This is a genomic window from Chitinophaga dinghuensis (genome assembly GCF_003259435.1).
Classification (GTDB): Bacteria; Bacteroidota; Bacteroidia; order Chitinophagales; family Chitinophagaceae; genus Chitinophaga; species Chitinophaga dinghuensis.
This window is the reverse complement of record NZ_QLMA01000002.1, coordinates 804,446-827,551: the sequence shown is the minus strand read 5'-3', so window position 1 is coordinate 827,551 and position 23,106 is coordinate 804,446. Positions and strand designations below refer to the sequence as shown.

Below are 23,106 nucleotides of genomic sequence, written 5' to 3'. Positions count from 1 at the left end.
ATCCGGCTTTTTCGGGTTATAAATAAATATAAAGCATCCCTGATCAATGCTTAAGGTTAGAGTATTCAAGGCGATAGAGTATCCTGAAGAGTGCCTGCAGTACATTGCAGGGCACAGGAAAGTTCTGGAAGCATATGGCGTTACCAAAGTAACTTCTGCGAACGTCGACTGGATGTACGAGCCTTATACTTATATCATAACTGTTAGTAATGATGACTATACCAAAATGTATGGTGGTTGCAGAATTCAGCTTGCGGGCGGAAGTGTTCCCCTGCCTATTGAATCCGCCATCAACACGATGGATCCAAGAATATTTGATATTGTAAAAAATCTGGCAGCCAGTGGCGGTACCGGCGAGTTTTGTGGGTTATGGAACTCAAGAGAGGTAGCCGGCTGGGGAATTGGTAGTATTGTGCTTTTTCGTGTAGTGAATGCCGTATTAAATCAGTTGCCGGTATCCACATTCCTTGGCTTCTGTGCACAAACTACTTTTCGCAACAGTATCCGGACAGGATACCAGATAATGACCAATATCGGCAATCAGGGTACCTTCTATTATCCCAAGGAAGATCTGATTGCTACCGCGCTCATCCTGCATGATCCTTTGGAATTAAAAAGTGCACATCCGGAAGACCGTGAAAGAATGATGAGTTTGCGTAATAACCCGGTACAGACAATAATCGAGAAAGGACCCAAAGGTGAAATGCAGGTGGACTACGATTTGAGAATCATGTCTGCAGCCACCAGCGATTTGCCGATGGTTAAACAGTAATAAAAATGAGCACAACTTTAGCACAGGCTTTATCAGCAGGCTGCCGGAGATTAAACGACAGACAGGTAGAATTTTATCGCTTAGAAGACCCCTCCCAGTCGGCCAGACTGGCATCTCTCTTACAACAACATCCTGAAATACAGGTTTTTGACGAATTACCCGCACAAATTTCCGAACTGATCAAACTCCGACATCCAACGGTACGACTGACAGACGCGGACATCCAAACTAAGGTTGCAGCCCATCTGGGAACAACTCCATCAGAGCATTATGGCGTTTGGGTATATTATCCCTGGTCTGCCAGATTAGTACATATCCTGGATGAAGCAGAGTTTATTGAATTACGCACTAGCCGCAACCTGCAAAAGATCACGGTGGCGGAAAGGGAACTCCTCAGCCAGAAAAAAATTGGCGTAATTGGATTATCGGTAGGTCAATCTGTAGCGCTCACACTGGCGATTGAAAGGCTCTGTGGGGAATTACGCATAGCGGATTTCGACCAGCTGGATCTAAGCAACATGAACCGCATCCGGACCGGCGTTCACAACGTTGGCGTTTTGAAAACCGTTATTGTGGCGCGGGAAATTGCGGAAATTGACCCATTTTTGCGTGTAATCTGTTTTGATGAGGGCATCACTGACAATAATATAGACCAATTTTTGACCGAAGGCGGAAAATTAGATATACTGGTAGAAGAATGCGACGGACTGGATATCAAAATACTGGCCCGCAAACATGCACGAGCGCTTCAGATTCCTGTATTAATGGATACCAGCGACAGAGGAATGGTGGATGTAGAAAGATTTGATCTGCAACCCGATTTACCTATCTTGCATGGAAGAGTTCCAGAAACGCTTACGCCTGCAGATGTGAGAAATATGCAGGGACCAGCAAGAATGGCGCTTGTGGATAGTATCGTCAATTTCAGCGCTTTATCGGCCAAAATGCAACTTTCCTTACAGGAAATAGGTAAAACTATTACTACCTGGCCGCAGCTCGCATCTGCGGTGATGTTGGGGGGTGCAGCAATAGGCCATGTGTGTCGGGAATTATGTTTGGGAGGCCATATTGAATCAGGCAGATACTACGTAGACCTGGAACAAATTTTCAAACAAACAAAGTGACCTCTATTTAGACAATGCAACATCTGATCCCACCGGTACTTAAAAAAATCGTATACCTGTTACTGTTAGTAACATTCTTTCATTTACCAGCCTGGGCAGATACTATCACTATCTCAAATAATGCTCCTATGCAGCTGGCCGAATACGGCCAGCTGGAATATTTTCTGGACCCCTCTGGCAAAGCAGACTTCAAAGAGGTGCTTCACCAGGGGAAATTCCAGAAGTTACAAAAACAGATCCCTAACTTCGGTCTTACCAAAGATGCCATCTGGCTTCGGTTTACAGTAACCAATAAAACCGGAGAGCATGAGCTCTTGTTTGATGTCACCTACCCTATACTGGACCTCATCGACCTCTATTATCCGGATGAGAAAGGTCATTTTCAGATGATCCCTGGCGGAGAGCTGCGGCCATGGGAGAAAAGACCTATCATTCATCAAAACTTCGTCTATAATATCAGGATACCTAACGGGACCGCACAAACGTTTTATCTGCGGATTCAAAGCAGAGAAGCGATACTGGTACCTATTTATATCGGAACCTCACGCGAGATTTATAACAAACTATATAACGATGACCTGCTGCTCTCTATCTACATCGGCATCATCCTGGTCATGATCTGTTATAATACCTTCATCTTTTTCTCTGTTAGAGACTGGAGTTACTTCTACTACATCATATATATCGCGTCGGTGGGATTGGCTCAAATATGTCTCCATGGCTTCGGCTATCGTTTCTTCTGGCATGACAATATGTTCATTACAGAACAAAGCGTACTATGGGCGGGCGCATTGTCGGGCATTTCGGTACTGGTGTTTGTACAGAACTTCCTCCATGTAAAGGAGAAAGCCCCCTGGGCCTACCGGATATTTACACTGTTTATCGTCGTTTACTCCAGCACACTGGTACTCAGTCTGCTGGGATATTTCTCTATAGCGTATGCGCTGATCGACTTCCTGGCGATCACCGGGGTAAGCTTCATCCTTTTGTTTGCGGTATCACAGGCCTTCCGACATTCCAAACCAGCCAGAATCTTTGTACTGGCATGGACCATCTTTATCCTGGCGGTTATCACCTTTGTACTGAAAGATGTGGGTATTATCCCTTACAACATCTTTACCAGCCACATTTTGGTGATAGGATCAGGTATGGAAGTCGTACTGCTGTCCTTTGCCCTGGCCGATAAGATCAATACTTTCAAGGCGGAAAAGGAAGCATCTCAGGCATTGGCACTGCAAATTTCCAAAGAGAACGAGCAACTGGTAAGAGAACAGAATATTATCTTGGAAGCTAAAGTACAGGAGAGAACAGAAGAATTACAGAATAGTAACAAAGATCTGAATGTGGCGTTGACCAACCTGAAAGATACCCAGACGCGACTGGTGGAGAAGGAGAAAATGGCGTCTTTGGGTCAGTTGACAGCCGGTATTGCCCATGAAATCAACAATCCGATCAACTTTGTTACTTCCAATATTAAGCCATTGAAACTGGATATAGCGGATCTTCGGGACGTACTGAATCGTTACGAGGCATTGGCGGAAGCTCCGGATATGAAAGAGGAACTGGCTAATATTGAACAATTTAAGCAGGAAATTGATATAGAATATATACATGAAGAAATTTCTTCCCTCATAAAAGGAATTGAAGATGGGGCCGCCAGAACCGCTGAAATTGTGAAAGGGCTGCGGACTTTCAGTCGCCTGGATGAGAGCGATGTGAAATCCATCGATATTCATGAAGGATTGGACTCTACATTGGTACTACTGAGAAATGGTATACCTGCCAATGTGAATATTATTAAGCATTATACAGAGTTACCGAAGATTGAATGTTATGCAGGTAAGGTAAACCAGGTATTTATGAATATCCTGAGTAATTCCCTGAATGCAATTAAGAGTAAGAAGGAACAACATGATGAGTCCATCACCATATCAACCAGAAGGGAAGATCCATATGTTGTAATAACTATCCGTGATACCGGCATTGGAATGACTGCCGAGGTAAAAGAAAAAATATTTGACCCGTTTTTTACTACAAAGGATGTAGGAGAAGGTACTGGTCTGGGACTGTCGATAGTCTTCAGTATCATTGAAAAGCATCAGGGTAAAATTATAGTTAATTCCGCTCCTGGAGAGGGTGCAGAATTTATTATATATTTACCGCTGGACCTTTCCAGTCACCTGTAGTATTTAACCATAACTACCATTGATGAAAGAGAACCGCATTAGAATACTTTACATTGATGATGAAATCCATAACCTGAACGCTTTTAAGGCGAGTTTTAGAAGGAGTTATGAGATTTACACTGCTACTTCCGCACAAGAAGGGAAGCAGCTCCTGAAGGAAATAATGGTGCATATCATCATTGCAGATCAGAAGATGCCCGTTTCTACCGGGGTGGAATTCTTTAACGAAATCAAGGATGTTCTCCCTGATCCGATACGTATTCTCCTCACTGGTTATACTGATGTAGATGATATTATCGATGCCATCAACAAAGGTCATATCTTCTCCTACATAAAGAAGCCCTGGGATGAGCATGAACTGCACCGGACCATCAATAACGCTTACGAGATATATTCCACCCGCCGTCAACTGAAAGAGAAGATTGCAGAACTGGAAAAAACCAATGATGAACTAAACAGATTCATTTATTCCACGTCTCACGATCTTCGTTCTCCGTTGATGTCTGTATTGGGCATTATCAATCTCTCCCGGCTGGACAATAGCGTAACAGATCCGAACGGCTATCTGAATATGGTCGAAACCTGTGTGCTGAAGCTGGATGGGTTTATCCAGAAGATCATTGAATACTACCGGAATTCCAGATTGGAAATAGAATATGAAAAGATAGATTTTAATAATCTGTTGAACGACTGTATTACCGTATTCCAACCACAGAACACGGATATACGTTTCCAGACCCAGGTAGACCAGGAACTGGAGTTCCGGGGAGATACTTTCCGCATCAGCGTTATCCTAAACAATCTGATTTCAAACGCTGTTAAATACCAAAAGCCGGACGAAACCAATCCCATGGTGCATTTGGCAGTAAAGGTAGAGCCACATAAAGCGACCATTTGCATTCGAGATAATGGTATCGGAATATTAAGCGAGCATTTGAATAATATCTTCAAGATGTTTTTCCGCTCCAAGAATAACAATAAACCAGGCAGCGGCATAGGTCTTTATATTGTAAAAGAAGCACTGAATAAGATTGGCGGTACTATCAACGTCGAGTCCAAATATGGTGAAGGCACCCAATTTGAAATAACTATTCCTAACAGAAATGAATTCGATACCTGATCTGAGAGTCATATTGATCGATGATAATGAAATAGATCTGATGCTGCATGAGAAATTAATCACTTTTCAGCAGATCAGCAGAACTGTATTATCATTTCTGAATCCCAACAAAGCGCTGGAATTCCTTTCCAGTAATATTTCCCTGCCACGTATCCCTCCTACTGTTATCCTGCTGGATATCCAGATGCCGGAGATGGATGGCTTCGAATTTCTACAGGCTTTTGATACCTACCCGCAGAAAATTAAGTCGCAATGCCATGTCATAATGGTGTCGTCCACCCTGGATTATGGAGATATTACCCGTACAAATGCCAATCCGCTGGTAGTAAGATTACTGCGAAAACCCTTACTGCTAAAGGAACTGAGAGAAACGGTGGAAGGAATTTTTAAAGATTTTGTTTAAATTGTTTGGATTTCCAGGAAAAAATATATTTTTGCATCCCGCAAGGGACTAAAGATAACTTGCAATGGGGGATTAGCTCATCTGGTAGAGCGCAAGCATGGCATGTTTGAGGTGAGCGGTTCGAGCCCGCTATCCTCCACCCAAAAGCAAAAAGCTGCTTCTTTCGAAGCAGCTTTTTTTTTATTTCTTCAATGTCGCTTTTATCTCTTTCACTTCTTCCTTCAGCGCTTTATTTTCTTTATCCAGCTGAATCAGATACAATGTCAGTTCCTCTACTTTTTGGAGTAACCTGGCATTGATGGTTTCCAGGTCTATGCCACTTTCTTTAATTTCCACAGCCGTGGGCATTTCAGGGAGATGTTTATGTGCATTGATATAAGTGGCTACTTCCTGCAAGGAGGGCAGCTGATAATCTTTCTCAAAAACAAAATCGGGCCAATTCTGCTGGTTCTTCACTACTATTTTTTCAGCGATAATATCTCCGCCAACAGCTAGTTTATGGCCTTTAGCATCATGCACACCAATTCCAATACTACCGCCATTAGGATTTAGGAAGATACTGCCATTTTCCAACGTTGGAGAAAAAGCCTGAAGGAATGCACTGTTGTTTTGACCAACAGAGATGCCCATCCCGCCCGTATAATTTGGAGAAACAAATTCAAGATGATGACCTCCTGCAAATAAATTCTCCACGGTAGATGGTGCTGAAATCTGCATGCCGCTGGTAGAAGTGTTTATAATGACTGCATTATTTTTATAAATATTAGGATTGGCGAGGGTGGCCAGCGTGCGGCCCGAATTATCCACTACCAGTGACTTGGGAATAGTAATTGGATCATAATCCTGGAAATCTTGCACATTGCTGACATCTGTTCCCATTACCAATTTAAGGGTGAACCATTCCACCCATCCTGTAAATGAGAAACCATATAATGAAGATGATTTGGCTATCTGTATGGCGAGGTATTTCGTTCCATTATAGTTTAGTGTAACCAGCTTAGCCGGTTCGTTATATGATACCAGGCTCCCTCTGTCAGAATTATATGAGGAAGAAGTATTTACCTCTACGGACCATTTGCGATTCCAGGATGCTTCCCCTCCACGAACCGCACTTATCCGTCCCATTACTGTCCATTGCCCCAATAGCACACCATTATAGGCCGGATGTAATAATATATAATCTTCTGCCCAGTCATCACGTGTCTGACCTGCAATTTCAATATTCGTGTAATAAGTACGTTGAGAAATAGCTGGTGTCTGGGCTAACAACTTTCCTCCGGTAATCATAATTACCAATAACAGTAACAGATGTTTCATAAGGTATAAGATAATTTTATGCTCTGCTGCAAATGAAAGATTTTTACTTTAATCAGGAGAATATAAATCCTGCATAGTAACTTTAGAATTAAACGATTATCTATGGAACCTACATTCTTCGCCACTCCCAAAGAATTCCGCAAGTGGCTGGAAAAAAATCACGAAAAAGAAAAGGAACTACTGGTAGGCTTCTATAAAGTGGGCAGTGGGAAACCCAGTATGACATGGTCCGAATCTGTAGACCAGGCTATCTGTTTCGGTTGGATAGACGCCGTTAGAAAATCACGGGATGAACACAGTTATACCATTCGCTTTACACATCGTAAGGTGGGAAGCATTTGGAGCGCTATTAATATTAAAAAAGTCGAAACCCTCCAGGCACAAGGCTTAATGCATCCAGCCGGACTGGCTATCTTCCAGAAACGCCAGGAACATAAATCCAAAGTATACTCCTTCGAGCAGGATAAGGCCAGTATCGTTTTAGACCCAGCCAGCGAAAAACAATTCAAGGCCAACAAGACTGCCTGGAAATTTCATAGTAATCTCGCTCCTTCTTATCAACGTGTCGCTATCTGGTACATCATCAGTGCCAAAAGAGAAGACACCCGGCAAAGACGGCTATTGGAGGTCATTTCATACAGTGAGAAAGGTATCAGAATTGATTATTTCAACAAGAAAAAAGCCTGACGTATATCCATTCACGTCAGGCTCATTTTATAATAGATTCGTTACCGTTATAAAGGCATCGGCTTATCTACATTAATCATCCAGTTAAGACCATACTTGTCTGTCAACATACCGAAACGTTTTGCGAAGAAAGTTTCGCCCATTGGCATCGTTATTTTCCCACCGGCCGACAGTCCATTAAAAATTTGATCTGCCTCATTCACATCGTCTGAACCAAGGGCCAGACTTACATTTGAACCGGTGGTAACTGGATCGCCATTCATAGCGTCGCTAGCCATCAGTTTCAAATCGCCTTTCTGCAAATAAGCATGCATCACTTGGTTGTGAAACGCTTCAGGCACCTGATCTTTCATAGGAGAATCTTTCACCGACATCACCTGAAGTTCGCCTCCAATGATATCCTTATAAAAATTCATCGCTTCGGCACAATTGCCGTTGAATGTGAGATACGCATTAAGAACTGACATAACAATATGATTTAGGATTACAGGAAGGAACTAAAGTTACCGAAAAACCCTATCCAATTATGTTAACTTATCAAGACTTTATTACGCACCAGCAAGCAGGCGCCTATGATTCCAGCACGCTCTCCCAAACGGGAAATCTTCAGCTTGGTATCGTTATTCACCAGACTCAGCGAATATTTATTGATAGCGCTTTTTATAGGCAGGCGGATATAGTCTTCCGTAGCGGCCAGACTTCCTCCTAAAATAACCAGCTCAGGGTTGAAAATATTAATCAGTAAGGCAATCCCACGTCCAAGGTTCTCTCCAATCCTGGCGATCAGCTCAATGGCCAATACGTCGTCATGATTGGCGGCATGGATAATATCCTGTAAACCTATTTCTGAAGGCTGCATATTTCGGCGACTAAGTAATGAAGAGGAACCCTCTTCCAACTTCTGGCGGAACATCCGTACCAGCGCCCATCCGGAAGCCTCTGTTTCCAGACAACCTTTCTTACCGCAATGACAAATAATCTCGTTATCAAACAATGGGATATGGCCAAACTCTCCGGAATAACCAGACTTACCATAATACAGCTTACCATCTATCAACACGCCCATCCCTATCCCGTGATCCAGGTTCAGAAATAATACATTCTTTTCCCCATGCACAGAATCGGAACAAAACTCCCCATACGCCATCGCCCGGGAATCATTCTCCAGGAATACGCGGATACCTATTTTGGCTTCAATGATCTTGCTCAGTGGCTCCTCATCAAAATGAAAGAAACTATAGCTGTAACCAGTGGCATAATTAATACGGCCACTCAGGTTAATCCCAATGCCCAATATTTTCTCTCTGGGTACGGGTAAATCAGTAATGAACTGATTGATATGGTGACAAAGTTGTTCCAGCGATTCTTTGTTGTTATCCAGCTTATAAGGCAAGTCTTCAACGGTGCGAATAAGGTTTTTCTGCAAATCGGATAGTCCCAGATTCAGGTGATTCTGCTTGATATCCACACCGATAAAAAAAGCAGAGTCTGGCACCAAACCATACAGATTAGGCTTTCTTCCTCCGGTGGATTCTACTTTTCCATAGTCCTTTACAAGTCCGTCCTGGATCAGGTCGTTCAACAGGGTGGTTACTTTAGGGGCGCTGAGGTTAAGCTCCTTGCACATATCCGCAATAGTCGCATTGCCAATATTGGCAAAATAGGCCAGGGCGGCCTTCTTCAGGTTGATGTTCTTGTACGCTACTCCGGTGACATTTTCACTGTTTAGCTCTTCAAAAAATGTTTTAGACATAACCGGTTTATTGCTTTTGCGTGTTTTTTGATCCAATTTAAGCCCCTGAATTTTAATTTTTATTAAAATATATTAAGCAAAAATCGAATAATTAATGAAAATTTCATCTTTTTGAAAATTATTTTCCTAATCCGGGTTAATAAAAAAATTATATTAAGTAGTTACTATAGTTTTTAAATTTATTTATTTACTTTAGTTCTACTATGAAACATTTATCAACCTTAATCCACGGAACACTGCTATCACTATGCCTATCCTGTACTACGGCCTATGCTCAGCAAACGCAAACAGACATCCTGATCATAGGCGGAGGCGCATCCGGAACAACAGCCGGTATACAAGCCGCAAGAATGGGCGTTAAAACCACCATCCTGGAAGAAAGTACCTGGCTGGGCGGAATGCTCACCGGCGCCGGCGTATCGGCCATTGATGGTAATAATAACCTTCCCTCCGGCCTTTGGGGCGAATTCAGAACCAGACTTAGTCAACACTATGGTAGCCTGGCCGCCATGTCCACCGGTTGGGTAAGTAATACGTTATTTGAACCCTCTGTTGGCGACAGTATTCTGAAAAGTATGGTCGCTGCCGAAAAATCACTGTCCGTCCTCTATGATGCTCACTGGACAAACGTCAAAAAAGAAAATAATAAATGGATCGTTACCTACACTAAAGGGAAACGCACTCAATCCATCATCGCTAATATACTGATAGATGCCACCGAACTCGGCGACATCATGGCAACAACAGGTACCGCTTACAAAACGGGGATGGATAGTCGCACCGAAACTAAAGAAGAGGTAGCGCCACTGGAAGCCAATAACTATATCCAGGCACTTACCTACGTTGTGACACTCAAAGATTATGGCACTGGCGCCGATAAAACCATTCCTAAACCAGCCGGATATGATCCGACGCCTTTTCTATGCTGCTGTAGTGCCTCCAATCCTTACGGCAATACCAACAATGGCAAAATTGACTGCAATAAAATGATGGAGTATGGCAAACTTCCCAATCATAAATATATGATAAACTGGCCGGGATGTGGTAACGACTATCCGCTGAATGTCATAGAAATGACGCGGGAGCAAAGAACAGAAGCCCTCAAAAAGGCCAAACTGCACACCATGCAATATCTCTATTACCTGCAGACAGCCCTGGGCTATAAACACCTCGGCATCGCAGATGACGAGTATCCGACACCAGACAAATTACCATTCATTCCTTATTACCGCGAATCACGTCGCTTAAAAGGTATTACTACACTTACAATTAACCATATCTCCAAACCATTCGATCAACAAGAAGCATTTTATCGTACAGGCATTGCCGTGGGCGACTATCCCATCGATCATCACCAAAGCAAAGATCCCGCTGTGCCCAAAATCGATTTCGGCAAAGCCAAAGTGCCTTCCTATAATATTCCACTGGGATCCCTCATCCCGGAACAGACCTCTTCTTTCATCGTGGCAGAAAAAAGCATCAGCGTTACCAATATCGTCAATGGCGCTACCAGGCTACAACCCGTGGTATTGCAGCTAGGACAGGCCGCAGGCGCATTAGCTGCTATCTGCATACATCATAATATCCAACCTAAGGATGTAAAAGTGAGAGAAATACAAGATACGCTCCTCCGCGCAGGCGTTTACCTGATGCCCTATATGGACGTGAAACCAGAAGATAAAAGCTTTGCCGCCATTCAACGTATAGGCGCTACCGGTATCATGCGCGGTACAGGCATCGCATATACATGGGCCAACCAAACCTGGTTCTATCCAAATCGAGCTATCAGTGAATACGAATATGTAGAAGGCCTGAAAACCTACTACCCTGCTGTAAAAAGATTAGATCCTACCGGCGAAGACCTGACACCAGAATTTATGGTGCAGGCTCTGAAAATTGCCGGCGTAAAAGATATTTCTATTAATAGCTTTCTGGAAAACTGGAACAGATTACAACCCGGAGCCATTTTCCAGGCACGGAAGGCTCTAAACCGGGAACAGACGGCCATCATGACCGATTACTTCCTGCATCCTTTTGACCAACAGGTAGATTTCAACGGACATCTCCTGAAATAATATCTATGAAAACACACCTTTCATTCATGGCCTGTGGCATTGTCTTGTCCACGTTATGCAATGCCCAGGTTCATGATACCGCCAAAGCGGCATTCGATTCCACGTATCACAACTATCTGTATGACTCCAGGCTGGCCTACTTCAAAGGATTGCCGGATACTAAGAACGAAATCATTTTCCTGGGAAACAGTATTACCCATTGGGGCGACTGGGCAGAGCTGACAGGAAATCCACATGTGCGTAACCGTGGTATCGCCGGCGATATCAGTTATGGCATACTCGCCAGAATGGATGAAGTATTGTCCTCCCAACCAGCAAAAATTTTTCTGATGATCGGCGTCAACGACATAGGACGGAAAATCCCGCTGGCACTGACGCTACAGAACTACCGACGCATTCTGGCGATCACCAGATCAGTTTCACCAACCACTAAAATCTATATCCAAAGCGTATTACCAATCAATGAATCCATCATCAACCGAGACTATTATACAGGTACCAATGAAGAAATAAGAACAATGAATGCAGCAGTGAAAGCACTGGCCGTTGAGCAACAGATCCCATTTATCAACCTATATGATCTGCTCGCAGATAAAGACGGCCAGATGCCCGCTGCATATACCTATGACGGGATACACCTGACCGCTGCTGCATACATCCGCTGGACCAACTATTTACGCCAGCATCATTATCTCTGATTGCTAACTGATAAAATTATTACCATGAAAATAACAGGCACCTTCCTCGATGAAATAAGTCATGATATCCCCCATCAGAACTGGGGACGCGCAGAATGGGATGCAGACTTCTCCCATATGAAAGCCATTGGCATCGATACCGTATTCCTTATCCGTAGTGGGTTTCAGCGTTGGCTCACCTATCCTTCCAAAGTTTTGATGAAGGAAGAATACTGCTATGAACCGCCTGTCGATCTGGTGAAAATGTTTCTCGAACTGGCAGACAAACACCATATGAAATTTTACTTCGGCCTCTATGATAGCGGCAAATACTGGTGGAACGGGGATTTCCAGAAAGAAGTAGACATCAACCTGAAAGTAATCGATGAAGTGTGGAAAACATATGGTCATCATAAATCTTTCCAGGGCTGGTATCTCACACAGGAAGTGAGTCGCAGAACAGGAAAAGTAATAGACCTGTATGCTAAACTGGGAAAGCATTGTAAAGATATTTCAGGGGGACTGCCAACCCTCATTTCTCCATGGATTGATGGAAAAAAGGCAGTGATGGCCGCTTCTGGTTCATTATCTAAAGAAGATGCCGTATCTCTCAAACAACACGAAGCCGAATGGAGCGAAATCTTCGACGGCATCAAAGGCGTAGTGGATGCATGCGCATTCCAGGACGGCCACATCGAATTCTACGAGTTGCCGGATTTCTTCGAAGTGAATAAGAAAATCGCAGATAAATACGGTATCCAATGCTGGACCAACGCCGAATCCTTTGACAGAGACATGCCCATCAAATTCTTTCCTATCAAATTTGAAAAACTGCGTATGAAGCTGGAAGCCGCTCGTAAAGCGGGTTACGACAAAGCAATCACCTTTGAGTTCTCCCATTTCATGAGCCCGCAATCCGCCTACCTTCAGGCCGGACACCTCTATAACCGCTATAAAGAATACATTAAAACCCTCTGAGAACAATGACTGCTGGATTCAAGGAATACGCTGACGTATATCGCAAAAATTTATTGGAAGACGTCATTCCCTTTTGGATGAAATATTCCCCAGACAAAGAGCAGGGCGGATACTTTACCTGCCTGGACCGCGCCGGAAATGTCTTCGATACAGATAAATTCATCTGGCTGCAATGCCGGGAAGTATGGTGTTTCAGTATGCTCTACAACAAAGTGGAACAACAACAGGAATGGCTGGATATGGCCATCCAGGGCGCTGATTTTCTCCGTAAACACGGGCGGGATAAAGATGGTAACTGGTACTTCTCACTGACGCGCAACGGCGCTCCTATCATAGAGGCATATAACATTTTCTCCGACTGCTTTGCTGCTATGGCCTTCGGTCAGCTATTCCAGGCTACTGGCAATCCCGAATACGGCCAAATAGCTACTGATACTTTCTTTAACATCCTGAAAAGACAAGGTAATCCGAAAGGCAGATTCAATAAGGTTTTCCCGGGTACCCGCCCTTTGCAGAACTTTGCCCTGCCAATGATTCTCTGCAACCTGGTACTGGAAATAGAACCACTACTGGATAAGCAACTCGTAGAAGACACCATCAGTCACGGTATCCATACTGTAATGGAAGTATTCTACCAGCAGGACACTGGCCTGATCCTGGAAAACACCACGCCGGAAGGTCAATTCTCCGACTCTTTCGACGGCCGTCTCATCAATCCTGGTCATGGACTGGAAGCCATGTGGTTTATCATGGACCTGGCTACCCGCACAAATGATCAATCTTTGATGCATAAAGCAAAAGATATTACACTGAATATCCTGGAATACGGATGGGACGAGGAACACGGCGGTATATTCTATTTCCTGGATATCAAAGGCGCGCCTCCTCAGCAACTGGAATGGGATCAGAAACTCTGGTGGGTACACATCGAAACAATTATCAGTCTGCTGAAAGGATACCTCCATACCGGCGATCCTAAGTGCCTGGAATGGTTCAAAAAAGTACATGATTATACATGGTCCAGATTCCCGGACCCTAAATATGGCGAATGGTTTGGTTATCTTAACAGGCAGGGACAACCGTTGTTACCACTGAAAGGCGGTAAATGGAAAGGTTGTTTCCACGTTCCGCGAGGGTTATATCAATGCTGGCAAACATTGGAAGCCATCGCAGCGAAATATGAAGTTTTATCACCACAATCGTAACTGCTATGCCAATCATTTCTAACAGTTTACAGGAACAACCTGTCGCGGATTCGCGACAGTCCTACACCCCAGCCCTTATCTCACTGGCCGTCCTATACTTCATGATGGGATTCATCACGTGCCTGAATGATACGCTGGTCCCGTTTTTCAAGAAAGGATTCACTTTAACCTATTCCCAATCCAGCCTGGTACAGTTTTACTTTTTCCTTACGTATGGCGTCATGTCAATACCTGCAGGAAGAATTGTGATGCAGACCGGTTACAAAAAAGGAATGGTATTGGGTTTCGGCATTGCGGCGGTTGGCGGATTATTGTTTTATCCCGCCTCTGTTTTTCATCAATATGCATTATTCCTTGCGGCATTATTTGTGGTAGCCATTGGCATCGTATTGTTGCAGGTGGCTGCAAACCCATACATCACCGTTTTAGGACCTTCCCGTACCGCTTCTGCACGATTAGCGCTGATCCAGGGAATTGGCTCTCTGGGTACCACCGCAGCGCCTTTGTTTGGAGCACATTTTATCTTGTCCAAATTGGAAGATGCCGGTTCTTCCAGTGAAGCAGTGCGATATCCTTATCTGGGAATCGCGTTACTACTGATGATGATTGCATTCATCGTATCGCGTTTATCCCTCCCCGTTATACCTGTTTCTGCCGGAGAAAAGGAAAGTAGTCGCGGTCTCTTTTCATACCGACAACTGAACTTAGGTATCATAGGCATTTTCATGTATGTGGGTGCGGAAGTGGCCGTAGGTACTTTCCTCACCAATTACATTGTAGACTTGTTGCATATTCCGGAGAAAGAAGCGAATAACTATGTAGCCTTGTACTGGGGATGTATGTTGGCAGGGCGTTTACTGGGAGCGGGTCTGTTGCGTTTTTTACGGCCAGGCATGTTATTGTCTGTTTGTGCCATCACAGCAGCCGCATTGATATTGATTTCCATCAACAGTACAGGTATGCTGGCCGTGCGTAGTATGATTGCGGTAGGATTGTGTAATTCCATCATGTTTGCCACTATCTTTTCTTTATCTGTGAATGGAGTTGGAAAACATACAACTGCCGCATCAGGACTGTTGTCTACCGCTATTTGCGGAGGCGCTGTCATCTCTTATCTGCAGGGCTACGTGAAGGATCATTATGATTGGCATACTGCATTTATGATACCCTTGATTTGCTATCTGTACATTTTATTTTACGGCCTGCATGGGCATAAACCTAAAGTTTCATGAAACGCAGAGCATTCTTAAAACAGGGAGGAATAGCAGCCGGCATAATGTTGTTGCCATCTTTTGTAAAGGCTGCGGTAGCAGGTAACCGGAGAAGGGTCATCTTTGTGCACTTGCAGGGTGGTAATGATGGGTTAAATACAGTAATACCGTATGGAGACGACAGATATTATAACTGGCGACCTACCCTTGCCGTACCGAAAGATCAACAGTTACGCATAAACGAAAAATGGGCCTTTCATCCAGGGTTGCAATCACTTGTACCACTATACGAAAAACAGCAGATGCGCGTAATGCACCAGGTGGGGTTTTCTGGTACGGAGCATTCGCATTACCATGCTGCCCGTATCTGGCAGACAGGATGTCTGGAAGGGCAGGCTTGTAATCACTGGCTGCCGGAAGATGTTACCATACAGGATTACACGACACTGGAGTATAGTGAAGCCTTGCAAAGAACTGCCAAAGATATCAGTGATGGCGTGTCTGCCAATATATTTTATACAGCGCTGGATGGCTTTGATACACATCAGTTTCAGCGGGTACATCATGACAGGTTACTGACTGAATTCAGCGAAGGAATCGCAGGACTGGTGGGTACATTAAAAGCCAGCGGACAGTTTCAGCAAACGCTGATTGTTGCCTGGTCGGAATTTGGACGTAGTGTAAAAGAGAATATCCGGAAAGGGACCGATCATGGTGGCGCAGGACAATTGTATATATTCGGCGCAAACCTGCAACAGGCAGGGATTGCAGACATAAAAGAATGTTACTGGCAGGAAGAGCCGGGAATTCAACATGATTTCCGGGGAATTTATGCCGGGATAGCAGGTTGGATGGGCGTTAGCAGCCGTCTGGCCAAAGTTGGCGATCTGACAACAGAACGCTTGGTTTAGAAAAAGATGACAGTCCCTGTTATGCCCGCATCGCATGGCAGGGATTTCATCTATAATAGATTTTGTTAATTGCTAAAAAAGAATACCTTTGCAGTCCTTTGTTTACCGCATAGGCTGAAAAGCTTACGTAGCGTACATCACCCGCGGATGTGGTGAAATTGGTAGACACGCCAGACTTAGGATCTGGTGCCGCGAGGCATGGGGGTTCGAGTCCCTTCATCCGCACTACACTAACAGCCAGCTATATGCTGGCTGTTTTTTTATTCTCCCAGATCTCGTCCGGTTACAAAGTATTTATCAAGACTTTTATTATTCCAGGCATAGACATATTTTTCCTTGTCGCCATACAGCCAGATAAAAGAACCTGCGTTGATAGAGCATTTCCATTCTTTACCGTTGATGACTATAATTCCTTCCATGCTTACAGGCAGTGTGTTATAGGAGGCATCGATTACATTCACCTCTACTGGTTTTGCGAGAGGCAGGAGTTTTAGTACGGTGGCGGCGTTTAAAGACCAGGTTTTGCATTTGGCGGTCAGTTCAGGCTCCACGGGATATTTATCCATGACAGATAATTTTGTCAGGGATTCCGCACGGAGTTCCGCTTTTTTCAGAGACGGGTGTGTTTTATCTGTTTGGGCGGATGCCTTGTGGGCATTCAGCAGGGAGCAAGCTGCAATCAGGCAGCACAAAAGGAATAATTTCATGGTCAGGTTACTGGACATTTTACTTATCAAAAATAATTATAAACCGTTCTGAATGAGGGTAAAATTTTAGCCTTTATTTGCCGGCAATCTTCGATAAACATACTATCTTCGCGCTCTGCTATATTGGGATAATTTTCACAATTTAGTGAAATTCAATATCTTAGGCCGAAAGAAAGAAGACAATCAGGACGGAAAGTGAATGAAAATCTGGCTGGCAACAGGAAAAGAAGAACAGGCATAGTGCCAATATGGCAACCTTATCCTGCTATAGGTCCCCTTTCTTTCTCAGTTGGGGTGTTCGGGTAAAGAATCAATCTCCACTTACCTTTGGTGGTATTCCGGATACAAAGTCCGGTTGATGCTGAATGACTTCATGGCAGAAAAATAAAACAGGAATTATTATTGCGTCTTAAAGAACATTTTATACAATTCAATTATGGCAACCGTTACCAGAGAAAACATTGGTTTATTGAACGATAAGATCACTGTGAAAGTGAGCAAGGAAGATTACCTTCCTAATTTTGACAAAGCAGTAAAGCAATTCAGCAAGAATGCAAATATCCCGGGCTTCCGTAAAGGTATGGTGCCTGCAGGCATGGTTAAGAAAATGCACGGTGCCGCAATTTTCAGCGACGAAGTGTTGAAAACTGTGGAAAAAGAACTGATGGGTTATATCCAGACTGAGAAACTGGAACTGTTTGGCCAGCCACTGTCTCTGGAAAAAGAGGCTAAAGACCTGGATCCTAATCAGCCAGCTGACTACACTTTCGATTTCGAAGTGGGCGTTAAACCAGCTTTCGATGTAACTCCACTGGAGAACAACAAAACTACGCTGACCAAATATAAAGTAACTGTTACCGACGAAATGGTACAGGAAGAAATCGAGCGTTTACAGCTGAAAGGCGGTAAAATGACCGAGCCTGAAACAATTGATTCTGAAGATAACGTTATAAACGTTAAATTCGAAGAATCAGATGCTTCCGGTAATGTGGTAGCAGGTGGTATCGAAAAAGAGAACGCACTGCTGGTTAAATACTTCACTCCTGCTATTCAGGAACAACTGAAAGGCAAGAAAGCAGAAGACAGCATTGTATTCCAACTGGCTACTTCCTTCGACGAACAGCGTCTGGGCTGGATCCTGAAAGATCTGGGCTTCGCTGCTGACGATAAAGAAGCTGCACAGAAATTCTTCAAACTGACCATCACCAAAGTAGGTCTGATTGAAAAAAGAGAACTGAATGAAGAATTCTTCAAAGAAGTTTACCCTACAGACAGCATCGCTACTGAAGCTGACTTCCGTGCTAAACTGAAAGAAGAAATCGGAAAATACTGGAATTCCGAAGCGAAAAACCACATGCACAACGATCTGTTTGAAGTGCTGGTTCATGAAACGCCAATCGAATTACCTAAAGATTTCCTGAAACGCTGGCTGCAAGTAGGTGGTGAAAAACCTAAATCTGCAGAAGAAGCGGAAAAAGAATACCCTGGCTTCGACCATCAGCTGCGCTGGACTTTGATCAGTGATAAACTGATTCGCGATAATAAACTGGAAGTTTCTTTCGAAGAACTGAAAGAAAACGCTAAACAAAAAGTGTTGGGCTACTACGGTGGTGCTGCTGTTGACGGTGCTGAGTGGCTGGATAGCTACCTGGATCGTCTGTTACAGGATGAGAAATTCGTAGACCAGACTTACCGCGAAATGATTACCCAGAAACTGTTCGACTGGGCTGAAGCAAAGGTGACTATTAAAGAAGAGGAAATCAAAGCAGAAGATTTTGTTAATTTACCTCATAAACATCACCATCATGAACATTAATAACGAATTCAGAAAATATGCGATCAAGCATCATGGGATCAGCAGCCTGGTAGTGGATAGCTATGCAAAAAGCCACCAGATCAACAGTCTGACTCCGTACATTCTCGAGGAACGCCAGATGAACATGACTCAAATGGACGTTTTCTCCCGATTGATGGCTGACCGTATTATTTTCCTGGGTGATCCAGTTAACGACTACGTGGCAAACGTAATTACCGCGCAGCTGTTGTTCCTGGAATCTTCCGATCGCAACCGTGACATTCAGATGTATATCAATAGTCCTGGCGGCTCCGTTTATGCCGGCCTGGGTATTTATGATACTATGCAGATTATTTCTCCGGAAGTAGCTACTATCTGCACCGGTATGGCTGCCTCTTTCGGCGCTGTATTGCTGGTAGCTGGTACCAAAGGAAAACGTACTGCTCTGAAACACGCCCGCGTAATGATTCACCAGCCTCACGGCGGCGCTGAGGGCCAGACTTCAGATATCGAAATCACTGCTCGTGAGTTCGTTAAACTGAAGAAAGAACTCAACGAAATCATTGCTGGCCACTGCGGTCAACCAGTGAAAAAAGTGGAAAAAGATTCTGATCGTGACTATTGGATGACTGCTGACGAAGCAAAAGAATACGGCATCATCGATGACGTACTCCAGAAAAATCCGAAAAAACAACTGGATACTCCACAGTAAAATTTAATATCATATCAGGGTTTCCCTGATTTAGATTATTTTAACAGTCTCTACTAAGTAGAGACTGTTTTTATTTGATCAGGGCCCGTTTTTTTAGTGTAAATTTGTAATCCCTGTATAATAATCACAGGTCTAGCCCGGATTCGTCGAAAAATAATTTATTCCGAAATGAAAGAATCGAAAATTCGTTGTTCCTTCTGCAACCGCTCCAAAGAAGAAGTCCAGATACTGATCGCCGGCGCCGAAGGACACATCTGTGAAAACTGTGTGGCCAACGCGCAGGAAATTATTGACCAGGAGCTCTTCGCTCCAGGCAAAAAACCCGTTGCTCCACCAGCTTCTCACTTCGCTCCAAAAGTTTCCAAACCAATGGAAATTAAGAAGTTCCTGGACGACTATGTTATCGGTCAGGACGACGCTAAGAAAATACTTGCCGTAGCTGTATATAACCACTATAAACGTTTGAACCAGCAAATCGATGAAGATGAAGTGGAAATCGAAAAATCCAACATCATCATGGTAGGAGAAACCGGTACCGGTAAAACCCTCCTCGCCAAATCCATCGCCAAACTGCTCAACGTTCCTTTCACCATCGTAGATGCAACTGTTTTCACAGAAGCAGGTTACGTAGGCGAAGACGTGGAAAGTATCCTCAGCCGCCTGCTCCAGGTTTGTAACTACGACGTAGAAGCAGCTGAACGCGGTATCGTATACATCGACGAAATCGATAAAATTGCTCGTAAAAATGATAACCCTTCCATCACTCGTGATGTAAGCGGCGAAGGCGTACAACAAGGCCTCCTCAAACTGCTGGAAGGTACGGAAGTACTGGTTCCCCCTCAGGGCGGCCGTAAACACCCGGAGCAAAAATTAATCAAACTCAATACCCAAAATATTCTCTTTATCTGCGGCGGCGCTTTCGATGGCGTGGAAAGAATTATCAGCAAAAGAGTACAAACACACTCTATCGGCTTTAACGTTAACAAAGAAAGAGAAGAAGAAAGCAGAAAACAGATCCTTCGCTACATCAACTCCCAGGACCTCAAATCATTCGGGCTTATCCCTGAATTACTGGGCCGTCTGCCTGTAGTGACATATCTGAATTCACTGGATCGCGATACACTCAAAGCTATCCTTACCACTCCTAAAAATGCCCTCGTTAAACAGTACAAAAAACTGTTTAAAGTGGAAAACATTGACCTCGTAGTGGAAGAAGAAGCAATCGACTATATCGTAGATAAGGCAATGGAATACAAACTCGGCGCACGTGGCCTTCGCTCTATCTGCGAAGTAGTCCTCAGCGATGCCATGTTTGAACTGCCTTCTACCAGCGAAACCACTTTCACCTTAACCAAAGAATACGCAGAAAACAAACTGGAAAAGTCTACCCTGGTAAAACTAAAGGTAGCCTAATCATTCTACGAACCTTAAAACCCATCAATTATGCAGGAACTTATTCAGCAATTACAGGAAAAAGCAGGTCTCACTGCTGAACAGGCAGCTCAGTCGATCGATGTAATCAAAGAATATGTGAAAGGTAAACTGCCTCCGTTTATTGCCGGTACTGTAGACAACTGGTTTGCAGGCATGTCTGGTAAAACGGAAGAAAAAGGCGAAAGTTTAATGGATAAAGCAGGCGACTTCCTGGATAATGCAAAAGATACCGCTGAAGATTGGGCCGAAGCCGCAAAACATAAGGTAACGGACTTCTTCAACAAAGAAAAAGGTAAAGAATAAAACATACAACGTCCCGCAATTGCGGGACGTTTCTTTTTAATATCGTTTCTTCCTCCATATATGCCCGTATTTCTCCCTCAATAAGCCTTCATGACGCTCAGGCATACACGCTTCCCCAAACGCCTTAAATGAGCTTATTTTCCGTTTACAATACACGCGTCTCTCCCATACCCTACCTATAGGCACAAAAAAAAAGAAACACTTGGTGATGCAAATGTTTCTTTTCTTAATAATGCTACTTAATCCAGATAATTCGGTAACGTGGAAATTACAGGTCTTAATGTCTTATTCAATACTTTCTAGCTTTGAATTAGCTTCCAAAAAAAGCACCCTGTTAAAGGGTGCTTTTGATAGAGTAAAAGTGTTTCAAATCTAAGTTTGATTTTGTGTTAAGGTTGATAAACGGTAAAGAGTGATGAATTAACCCAAATTTAACGTTCCTTTTGCAATAAACTATAACACAAAAGGGTTAATATTTCATTTAATTGTCAAAAAAGATGAACGGTTTGCAGTTAAGATTTTTTTACATTAAAAAATTTTCGCACTCTTAAATCCAATCAAAACCAGCATCGTCCTCTCATATACTTATCGTAATGCTTCTCTGGCAATGACGATTTTTTGTATCTCAGAAGTACCCTCTCCGATGGTGCATAATTTTGCATCACGATAAAATTTTTCCACCGGGAAGTCTTTCGTATAGCCATAACCGCCAAAAATCTGGACTGCGTCATTGGCTACTTTCACCGCCACTTCGGAGGCATAATACTTAGCCATGGCCGCCTGTTGCGTCATTTTCACCTTTCTGTTCTTCATATCTGCTGCCTGAAGCGTTAATAACTCTGCAGCTTCTATTTCAGTAGCCATATCTGCCAGTTTGAAGGATACTCCCTGGAAACTGGATATAGGCTGATCGAATTGATATCTTTCCTTAGAATATTTAATGGCCGCATCACGGGCTCCTTTAGCAATTCCCAGGGATAATGCGGCAATAGAGATACGACCGCCATCCAGTACTTTCATCGACTGAATAAAGCCATCTCCTACTTCTCCCAGTACGTTTGCAGCCGGTATCCGACAATTGGTGAATATCATTTCTGCCGTTTCAGAGGCACGCATACCCAGTTTGTTCTCTTTCTTACCACCGCTGAAGCCTGGCGTTCCTTTTTCCACAACGAATGCCGTCATACCATGACTGTCTCTCACATCTCCGGTGCGGGCTATCACCACGGCTACATCGCAGCTCTTACCATGTGTAATCCAGCATTTGGCGCCATCAATGATCCAGTCGTCTCCATCTTTTCTGGCAACGCATTTCATATTCATGGCATCGGAACCGGTGTTGGGTTCTGTAAGTCCCCATGCGCCGATCCATTCTGCGGAGGCCAACTTTGGCAGCCAGCGTTGTTTCTGTTCTTCATTTCCGAATTGGAGGATATGACCGGTGCACAAGGAATTATGGGCAGCTACGCTCAATCCGATAGCGCCGCAAAAACGTGCAATTTCACTGACAACAGTAACATATTCCAGGTATCCAAGTCCGCTGCCGCCATATTGTTCTGGTACTAATACTCCCATCAGGCCCAGTTTTCCCAGCTCTTTGAATAATGATACGGGAAATTCCTGGCTTTCATCCCATTCCATAACATGGGGAAGAATCGCCTTTTTACCAAAATCCCGGATAGTTTGTGCGATCTGTTGTTGTTCTTCAGTGGGCTCAAAATTCATAACGGGTGTGT

21 protein-coding genes and 2 tRNA genes are annotated in these 23,106 nt (G+C 43.8%); 18 read left to right on the top strand and 5 right to left on the bottom strand.

Translation table 11 applies throughout. From position 1 onward, the window contains the following. The first annotated feature begins 46 nt into the window (after window positions 1-46). From CLV59_RS08795 to CLV59_RS08770, 6 genes are all read left to right on the top strand, one after another. Entirely contained in the window at window positions 47-772 is a 726-nt protein-coding gene (locus CLV59_RS08795) for a hypothetical protein (RefSeq protein ID WP_111591629.1), read from the top strand. Window positions 773-777: 5 nt separating this feature from the next. Then, on the top strand, window positions 778-1,896 hold the full coding sequence (locus CLV59_RS08790) for a ThiF family adenylyltransferase (RefSeq protein WP_111591628.1): 1,119 nt from the start codon (window positions 778-780) through the stop codon (window positions 1,894-1,896). Window positions 1,897-1,910: 14 nt separating this feature from the next. After that, window positions 1,911-4,082 carry a sensor histidine kinase gene (locus CLV59_RS29290; protein ID WP_111591627.1) on the top strand — a complete coding sequence of 724 codons (2,172 nt, stop codon included), beginning with the start codon at window positions 1,911-1,913 and terminating at the stop codon, window positions 4,080-4,082. A 22-nt stretch (window positions 4,083-4,104) separates the two neighbouring features. Continuing rightward, on the top strand, window positions 4,105-5,202 hold the full coding sequence (locus CLV59_RS08780) for a sensor histidine kinase (RefSeq protein WP_111591626.1): 1,098 nt from the start codon (window positions 4,105-4,107) through the stop codon (window positions 5,200-5,202). Next, a complete protein-coding gene (locus CLV59_RS08775) occupies window positions 5,186-5,605 on the top strand; it encodes a response regulator (protein ID WP_111591625.1) in 420 nt (139 codons plus the stop codon). The genes CLV59_RS08780 and CLV59_RS08775 overlap by 17 nt, the downstream gene beginning before the upstream one ends. A 66-nt stretch (window positions 5,606-5,671) precedes the next feature. Beyond that, window positions 5,672-5,744: transfer RNA gene (locus tag CLV59_RS08770), tRNA-Ala, on the top strand. Window positions 5,745-5,785: 41 nt separating this feature from the next. Here the strand turns inward: CLV59_RS08770 and CLV59_RS08765 are convergent. Further along, window positions 5,786-6,922 (bottom strand): hypothetical protein, encoded by a 1,137-nt coding sequence (locus CLV59_RS08765; RefSeq protein ID WP_111591624.1) that lies wholly within the window; start codon window positions 6,920-6,922, stop codon window positions 5,786-5,788. Between the two features lie 102 nt (window positions 6,923-7,024). On the opposite strand from CLV59_RS08765, the gene CLV59_RS08760 reads away from it, so the two are divergent. Further along, entirely contained in the window at window positions 7,025-7,609 is a 585-nt protein-coding gene (locus CLV59_RS08760; protein WP_111591623.1) for a YdeI/OmpD-associated family protein, read from the top strand. A 47-nt stretch (window positions 7,610-7,656) separates the two neighbouring features. On the opposite strand, the gene CLV59_RS08755 is transcribed toward CLV59_RS08760, so the two are convergent. Beyond that, complete coding sequence (locus CLV59_RS08755; protein WP_111591622.1) at window positions 7,657-8,076, bottom strand: VOC family protein; 420 nt, start codon at window positions 8,074-8,076, stop codon at window positions 7,657-7,659. Window positions 8,077-8,138: 62 nt separating this feature from the next. Then, window positions 8,139-9,362, bottom strand: coding sequence for an ROK family protein (locus CLV59_RS08750; RefSeq protein ID WP_111591621.1), 1,224 nt, complete (start codon window positions 9,360-9,362; stop codon window positions 8,139-8,141). Window positions 9,363-9,565: 203 nt separating this feature from the next. Here CLV59_RS08750 and CLV59_RS08745 point away from each other — a divergent pair, with 203 nt between their 5' ends. The 7 genes from CLV59_RS08745 (at window position 9,566) to CLV59_RS08715 (ending at window position 16,644) form a co-directional block, all read left to right on the top strand. Further along, entirely contained in the window at window positions 9,566-11,437 is a 1,872-nt protein-coding gene (locus CLV59_RS08745) for an FAD-dependent oxidoreductase (protein ID WP_111591620.1), read from the top strand. A 5-nt stretch (window positions 11,438-11,442) separates the two neighbouring features. Then, a complete protein-coding gene (locus CLV59_RS08740) occupies window positions 11,443-12,135 on the top strand; it encodes a GDSL-type esterase/lipase family protein (protein ID WP_111591619.1) in 693 nt (230 codons plus the stop codon). A 24-nt stretch (window positions 12,136-12,159) separates the two neighbouring features. Then, window positions 12,160-13,092, top strand: coding sequence for a DUF4434 domain-containing protein (locus CLV59_RS08735; RefSeq protein WP_111591618.1), 933 nt, complete (start codon window positions 12,160-12,162; stop codon window positions 13,090-13,092). Between the two features lie 5 nt (window positions 13,093-13,097). After that, the gene (locus tag CLV59_RS08730) at window positions 13,098-14,297 is read left to right on the top strand and encodes an AGE family epimerase/isomerase (protein ID WP_111591617.1); all 1,200 of its coding nucleotides are present in this window, start codon (window positions 13,098-13,100) and stop codon (window positions 14,295-14,297) included. Window positions 14,298-14,302: 5 nt separating this feature from the next. Next, window positions 14,303-15,529 (top strand): sugar MFS transporter, encoded by a 1,227-nt coding sequence (locus CLV59_RS08725; protein ID WP_111591616.1) that lies wholly within the window; start codon window positions 14,303-14,305, stop codon window positions 15,527-15,529. Then, window positions 15,526-16,419 carry a DUF1501 domain-containing protein gene (locus CLV59_RS08720; RefSeq protein ID WP_111591615.1) on the top strand — a complete coding sequence of 298 codons (894 nt, stop codon included), beginning with the start codon at window positions 15,526-15,528 and terminating at the stop codon, window positions 16,417-16,419. Before CLV59_RS08725 ends, CLV59_RS08720 begins: the two co-directional genes overlap by 4 nt. Before the next feature lie 143 nt (window positions 16,420-16,562). Next, window positions 16,563-16,644 (top strand) — tRNA-Leu (locus CLV59_RS08715). Between the two features lie 35 nt (window positions 16,645-16,679). Here CLV59_RS08715 and CLV59_RS08710 read toward each other — a convergent pair. Continuing rightward, window positions 16,680-17,126, bottom strand: a complete 447-nt coding sequence (locus CLV59_RS08710; RefSeq protein WP_146616150.1) for a hypothetical protein — start codon at window positions 17,124-17,126, stop codon at window positions 16,680-16,682. A 436-nt stretch (window positions 17,127-17,562) separates the two neighbouring features. Here CLV59_RS08710 and tig point away from each other — a divergent pair, with 436 nt between their 5' ends. From tig to CLV59_RS08690, 4 genes are all read left to right on the top strand, one after another. Next, window positions 17,563-18,942, top strand: a complete 1,380-nt coding sequence (gene tig / locus CLV59_RS08705; RefSeq protein ID WP_111591613.1) for a trigger factor — start codon at window positions 17,563-17,565, stop codon at window positions 18,940-18,942. Then, on the top strand, window positions 18,932-19,633 hold the full coding sequence (gene clpP, locus CLV59_RS08700; RefSeq protein WP_111591612.1) for an ATP-dependent Clp endopeptidase proteolytic subunit ClpP: 702 nt from the start codon (window positions 18,932-18,934) through the stop codon (window positions 19,631-19,633). Before tig ends, clpP begins: the two co-directional genes overlap by 11 nt. Window positions 19,634-19,801: 168 nt before the next feature. Continuing rightward, on the top strand, window positions 19,802-21,046 hold the full coding sequence (clpX, locus tag CLV59_RS08695) for an ATP-dependent Clp protease ATP-binding subunit ClpX (protein WP_111591611.1): 1,245 nt from the start codon (window positions 19,802-19,804) through the stop codon (window positions 21,044-21,046). Between the two features lie 30 nt (window positions 21,047-21,076). Continuing rightward, window positions 21,077-21,370, top strand: a complete 294-nt coding sequence (locus tag CLV59_RS08690; protein ID WP_111591610.1) for a hypothetical protein — start codon at window positions 21,077-21,079, stop codon at window positions 21,368-21,370. A 585-nt stretch (window positions 21,371-21,955) separates the two neighbouring features. On the opposite strand, the gene CLV59_RS08685 is transcribed toward CLV59_RS08690, so the two are convergent. After that, entirely contained in the window at window positions 21,956-23,095 is a 1,140-nt protein-coding gene (locus CLV59_RS08685) for an acyl-CoA dehydrogenase family protein (protein ID WP_111591609.1), read from the bottom strand. Between the last annotated feature and the right edge of the window lie 11 nt (window positions 23,096-23,106).

Bases quoted from the DNA above. Each gene is read 5' to 3' on its own strand.
- CLV59_RS08775 (WP_111591625.1), top strand. From the start codon at position 5,186: ATGAATTCGATACCTGATCTGAGAGTCATATTGATCGATGATAATGAA.
- clpX (WP_111591611.1), top strand. From the start codon at position 19,802: ATGAAAGAATCGAAAATTCGTTGTTCCTTCTGCAACCGCTCCAAAGAA.
- CLV59_RS08735 (WP_111591618.1), top strand. From the start codon at position 12,160: ATGAAAATAACAGGCACCTTCCTCGATGAAATAAGTCATGATATCCCC.
- CLV59_RS08740 (WP_111591619.1), top strand. From the start codon at position 11,443: ATGAAAACACACCTTTCATTCATGGCCTGTGGCATTGTCTTGTCCACG.
- CLV59_RS08685 (WP_111591609.1), bottom strand. From the start codon at position 23,095: ATGAATTTTGAGCCCACTGAAGAACAACAACAGATCGCACAAACTATC.
- CLV59_RS08790 (WP_111591628.1), top strand. From the start codon at position 778: ATGAGCACAACTTTAGCACAGGCTTTATCAGCAGGCTGCCGGAGATTA.
- clpP (WP_111591612.1), top strand. From the start codon at position 18,932: ATGAACATTAATAACGAATTCAGAAAATATGCGATCAAGCATCATGGG.
- CLV59_RS08720 (WP_111591615.1), top strand. From the start codon at position 15,526: ATGAAACGCAGAGCATTCTTAAAACAGGGAGGAATAGCAGCCGGCATA.
- CLV59_RS08690 (WP_111591610.1), top strand. From the start codon at position 21,077: ATGCAGGAACTTATTCAGCAATTACAGGAAAAAGCAGGTCTCACTGCT.
- tig (WP_111591613.1), top strand. From the start codon at position 17,563: ATGGCAACCGTTACCAGAGAAAACATTGGTTTATTGAACGATAAGATC.
- CLV59_RS08750 (WP_111591621.1), bottom strand. From the start codon at position 9,362: ATGTCTAAAACATTTTTTGAAGAGCTAAACAGTGAAAATGTCACCGGA.
- CLV59_RS08755 (WP_111591622.1), bottom strand. From the start codon at position 8,076: ATGTCAGTTCTTAATGCGTATCTCACATTCAACGGCAATTGTGCCGAA.
- CLV59_RS08765 (WP_111591624.1), bottom strand. From the start codon at position 6,922: ATGAAACATCTGTTACTGTTATTGGTAATTATGATTACCGGAGGAAAG.
- CLV59_RS08710 (WP_146616150.1), bottom strand. From the start codon at position 17,126: ATGAAATTATTCCTTTTGTGCTGCCTGATTGCAGCTTGCTCCCTGCTG.
- CLV59_RS08780 (WP_111591626.1), top strand. From the start codon at position 4,105: ATGAAAGAGAACCGCATTAGAATACTTTACATTGATGATGAAATCCAT.
- CLV59_RS08730 (WP_111591617.1), top strand. From the start codon at position 13,098: ATGACTGCTGGATTCAAGGAATACGCTGACGTATATCGCAAAAATTTA.
- CLV59_RS08795 (WP_111591629.1), top strand. From the start codon at position 47: ATGCTTAAGGTTAGAGTATTCAAGGCGATAGAGTATCCTGAAGAGTGC.
- CLV59_RS29290 (WP_111591627.1), top strand. From the start codon at position 1,911: ATGCAACATCTGATCCCACCGGTACTTAAAAAAATCGTATACCTGTTA.
- CLV59_RS08760 (WP_111591623.1), top strand. From the start codon at position 7,025: ATGGAACCTACATTCTTCGCCACTCCCAAAGAATTCCGCAAGTGGCTG.
- CLV59_RS08745 (WP_111591620.1), top strand. From the start codon at position 9,566: ATGAAACATTTATCAACCTTAATCCACGGAACACTGCTATCACTATGC.
- CLV59_RS08725 (WP_111591616.1), top strand. From the start codon at position 14,303: ATGCCAATCATTTCTAACAGTTTACAGGAACAACCTGTCGCGGATTCG.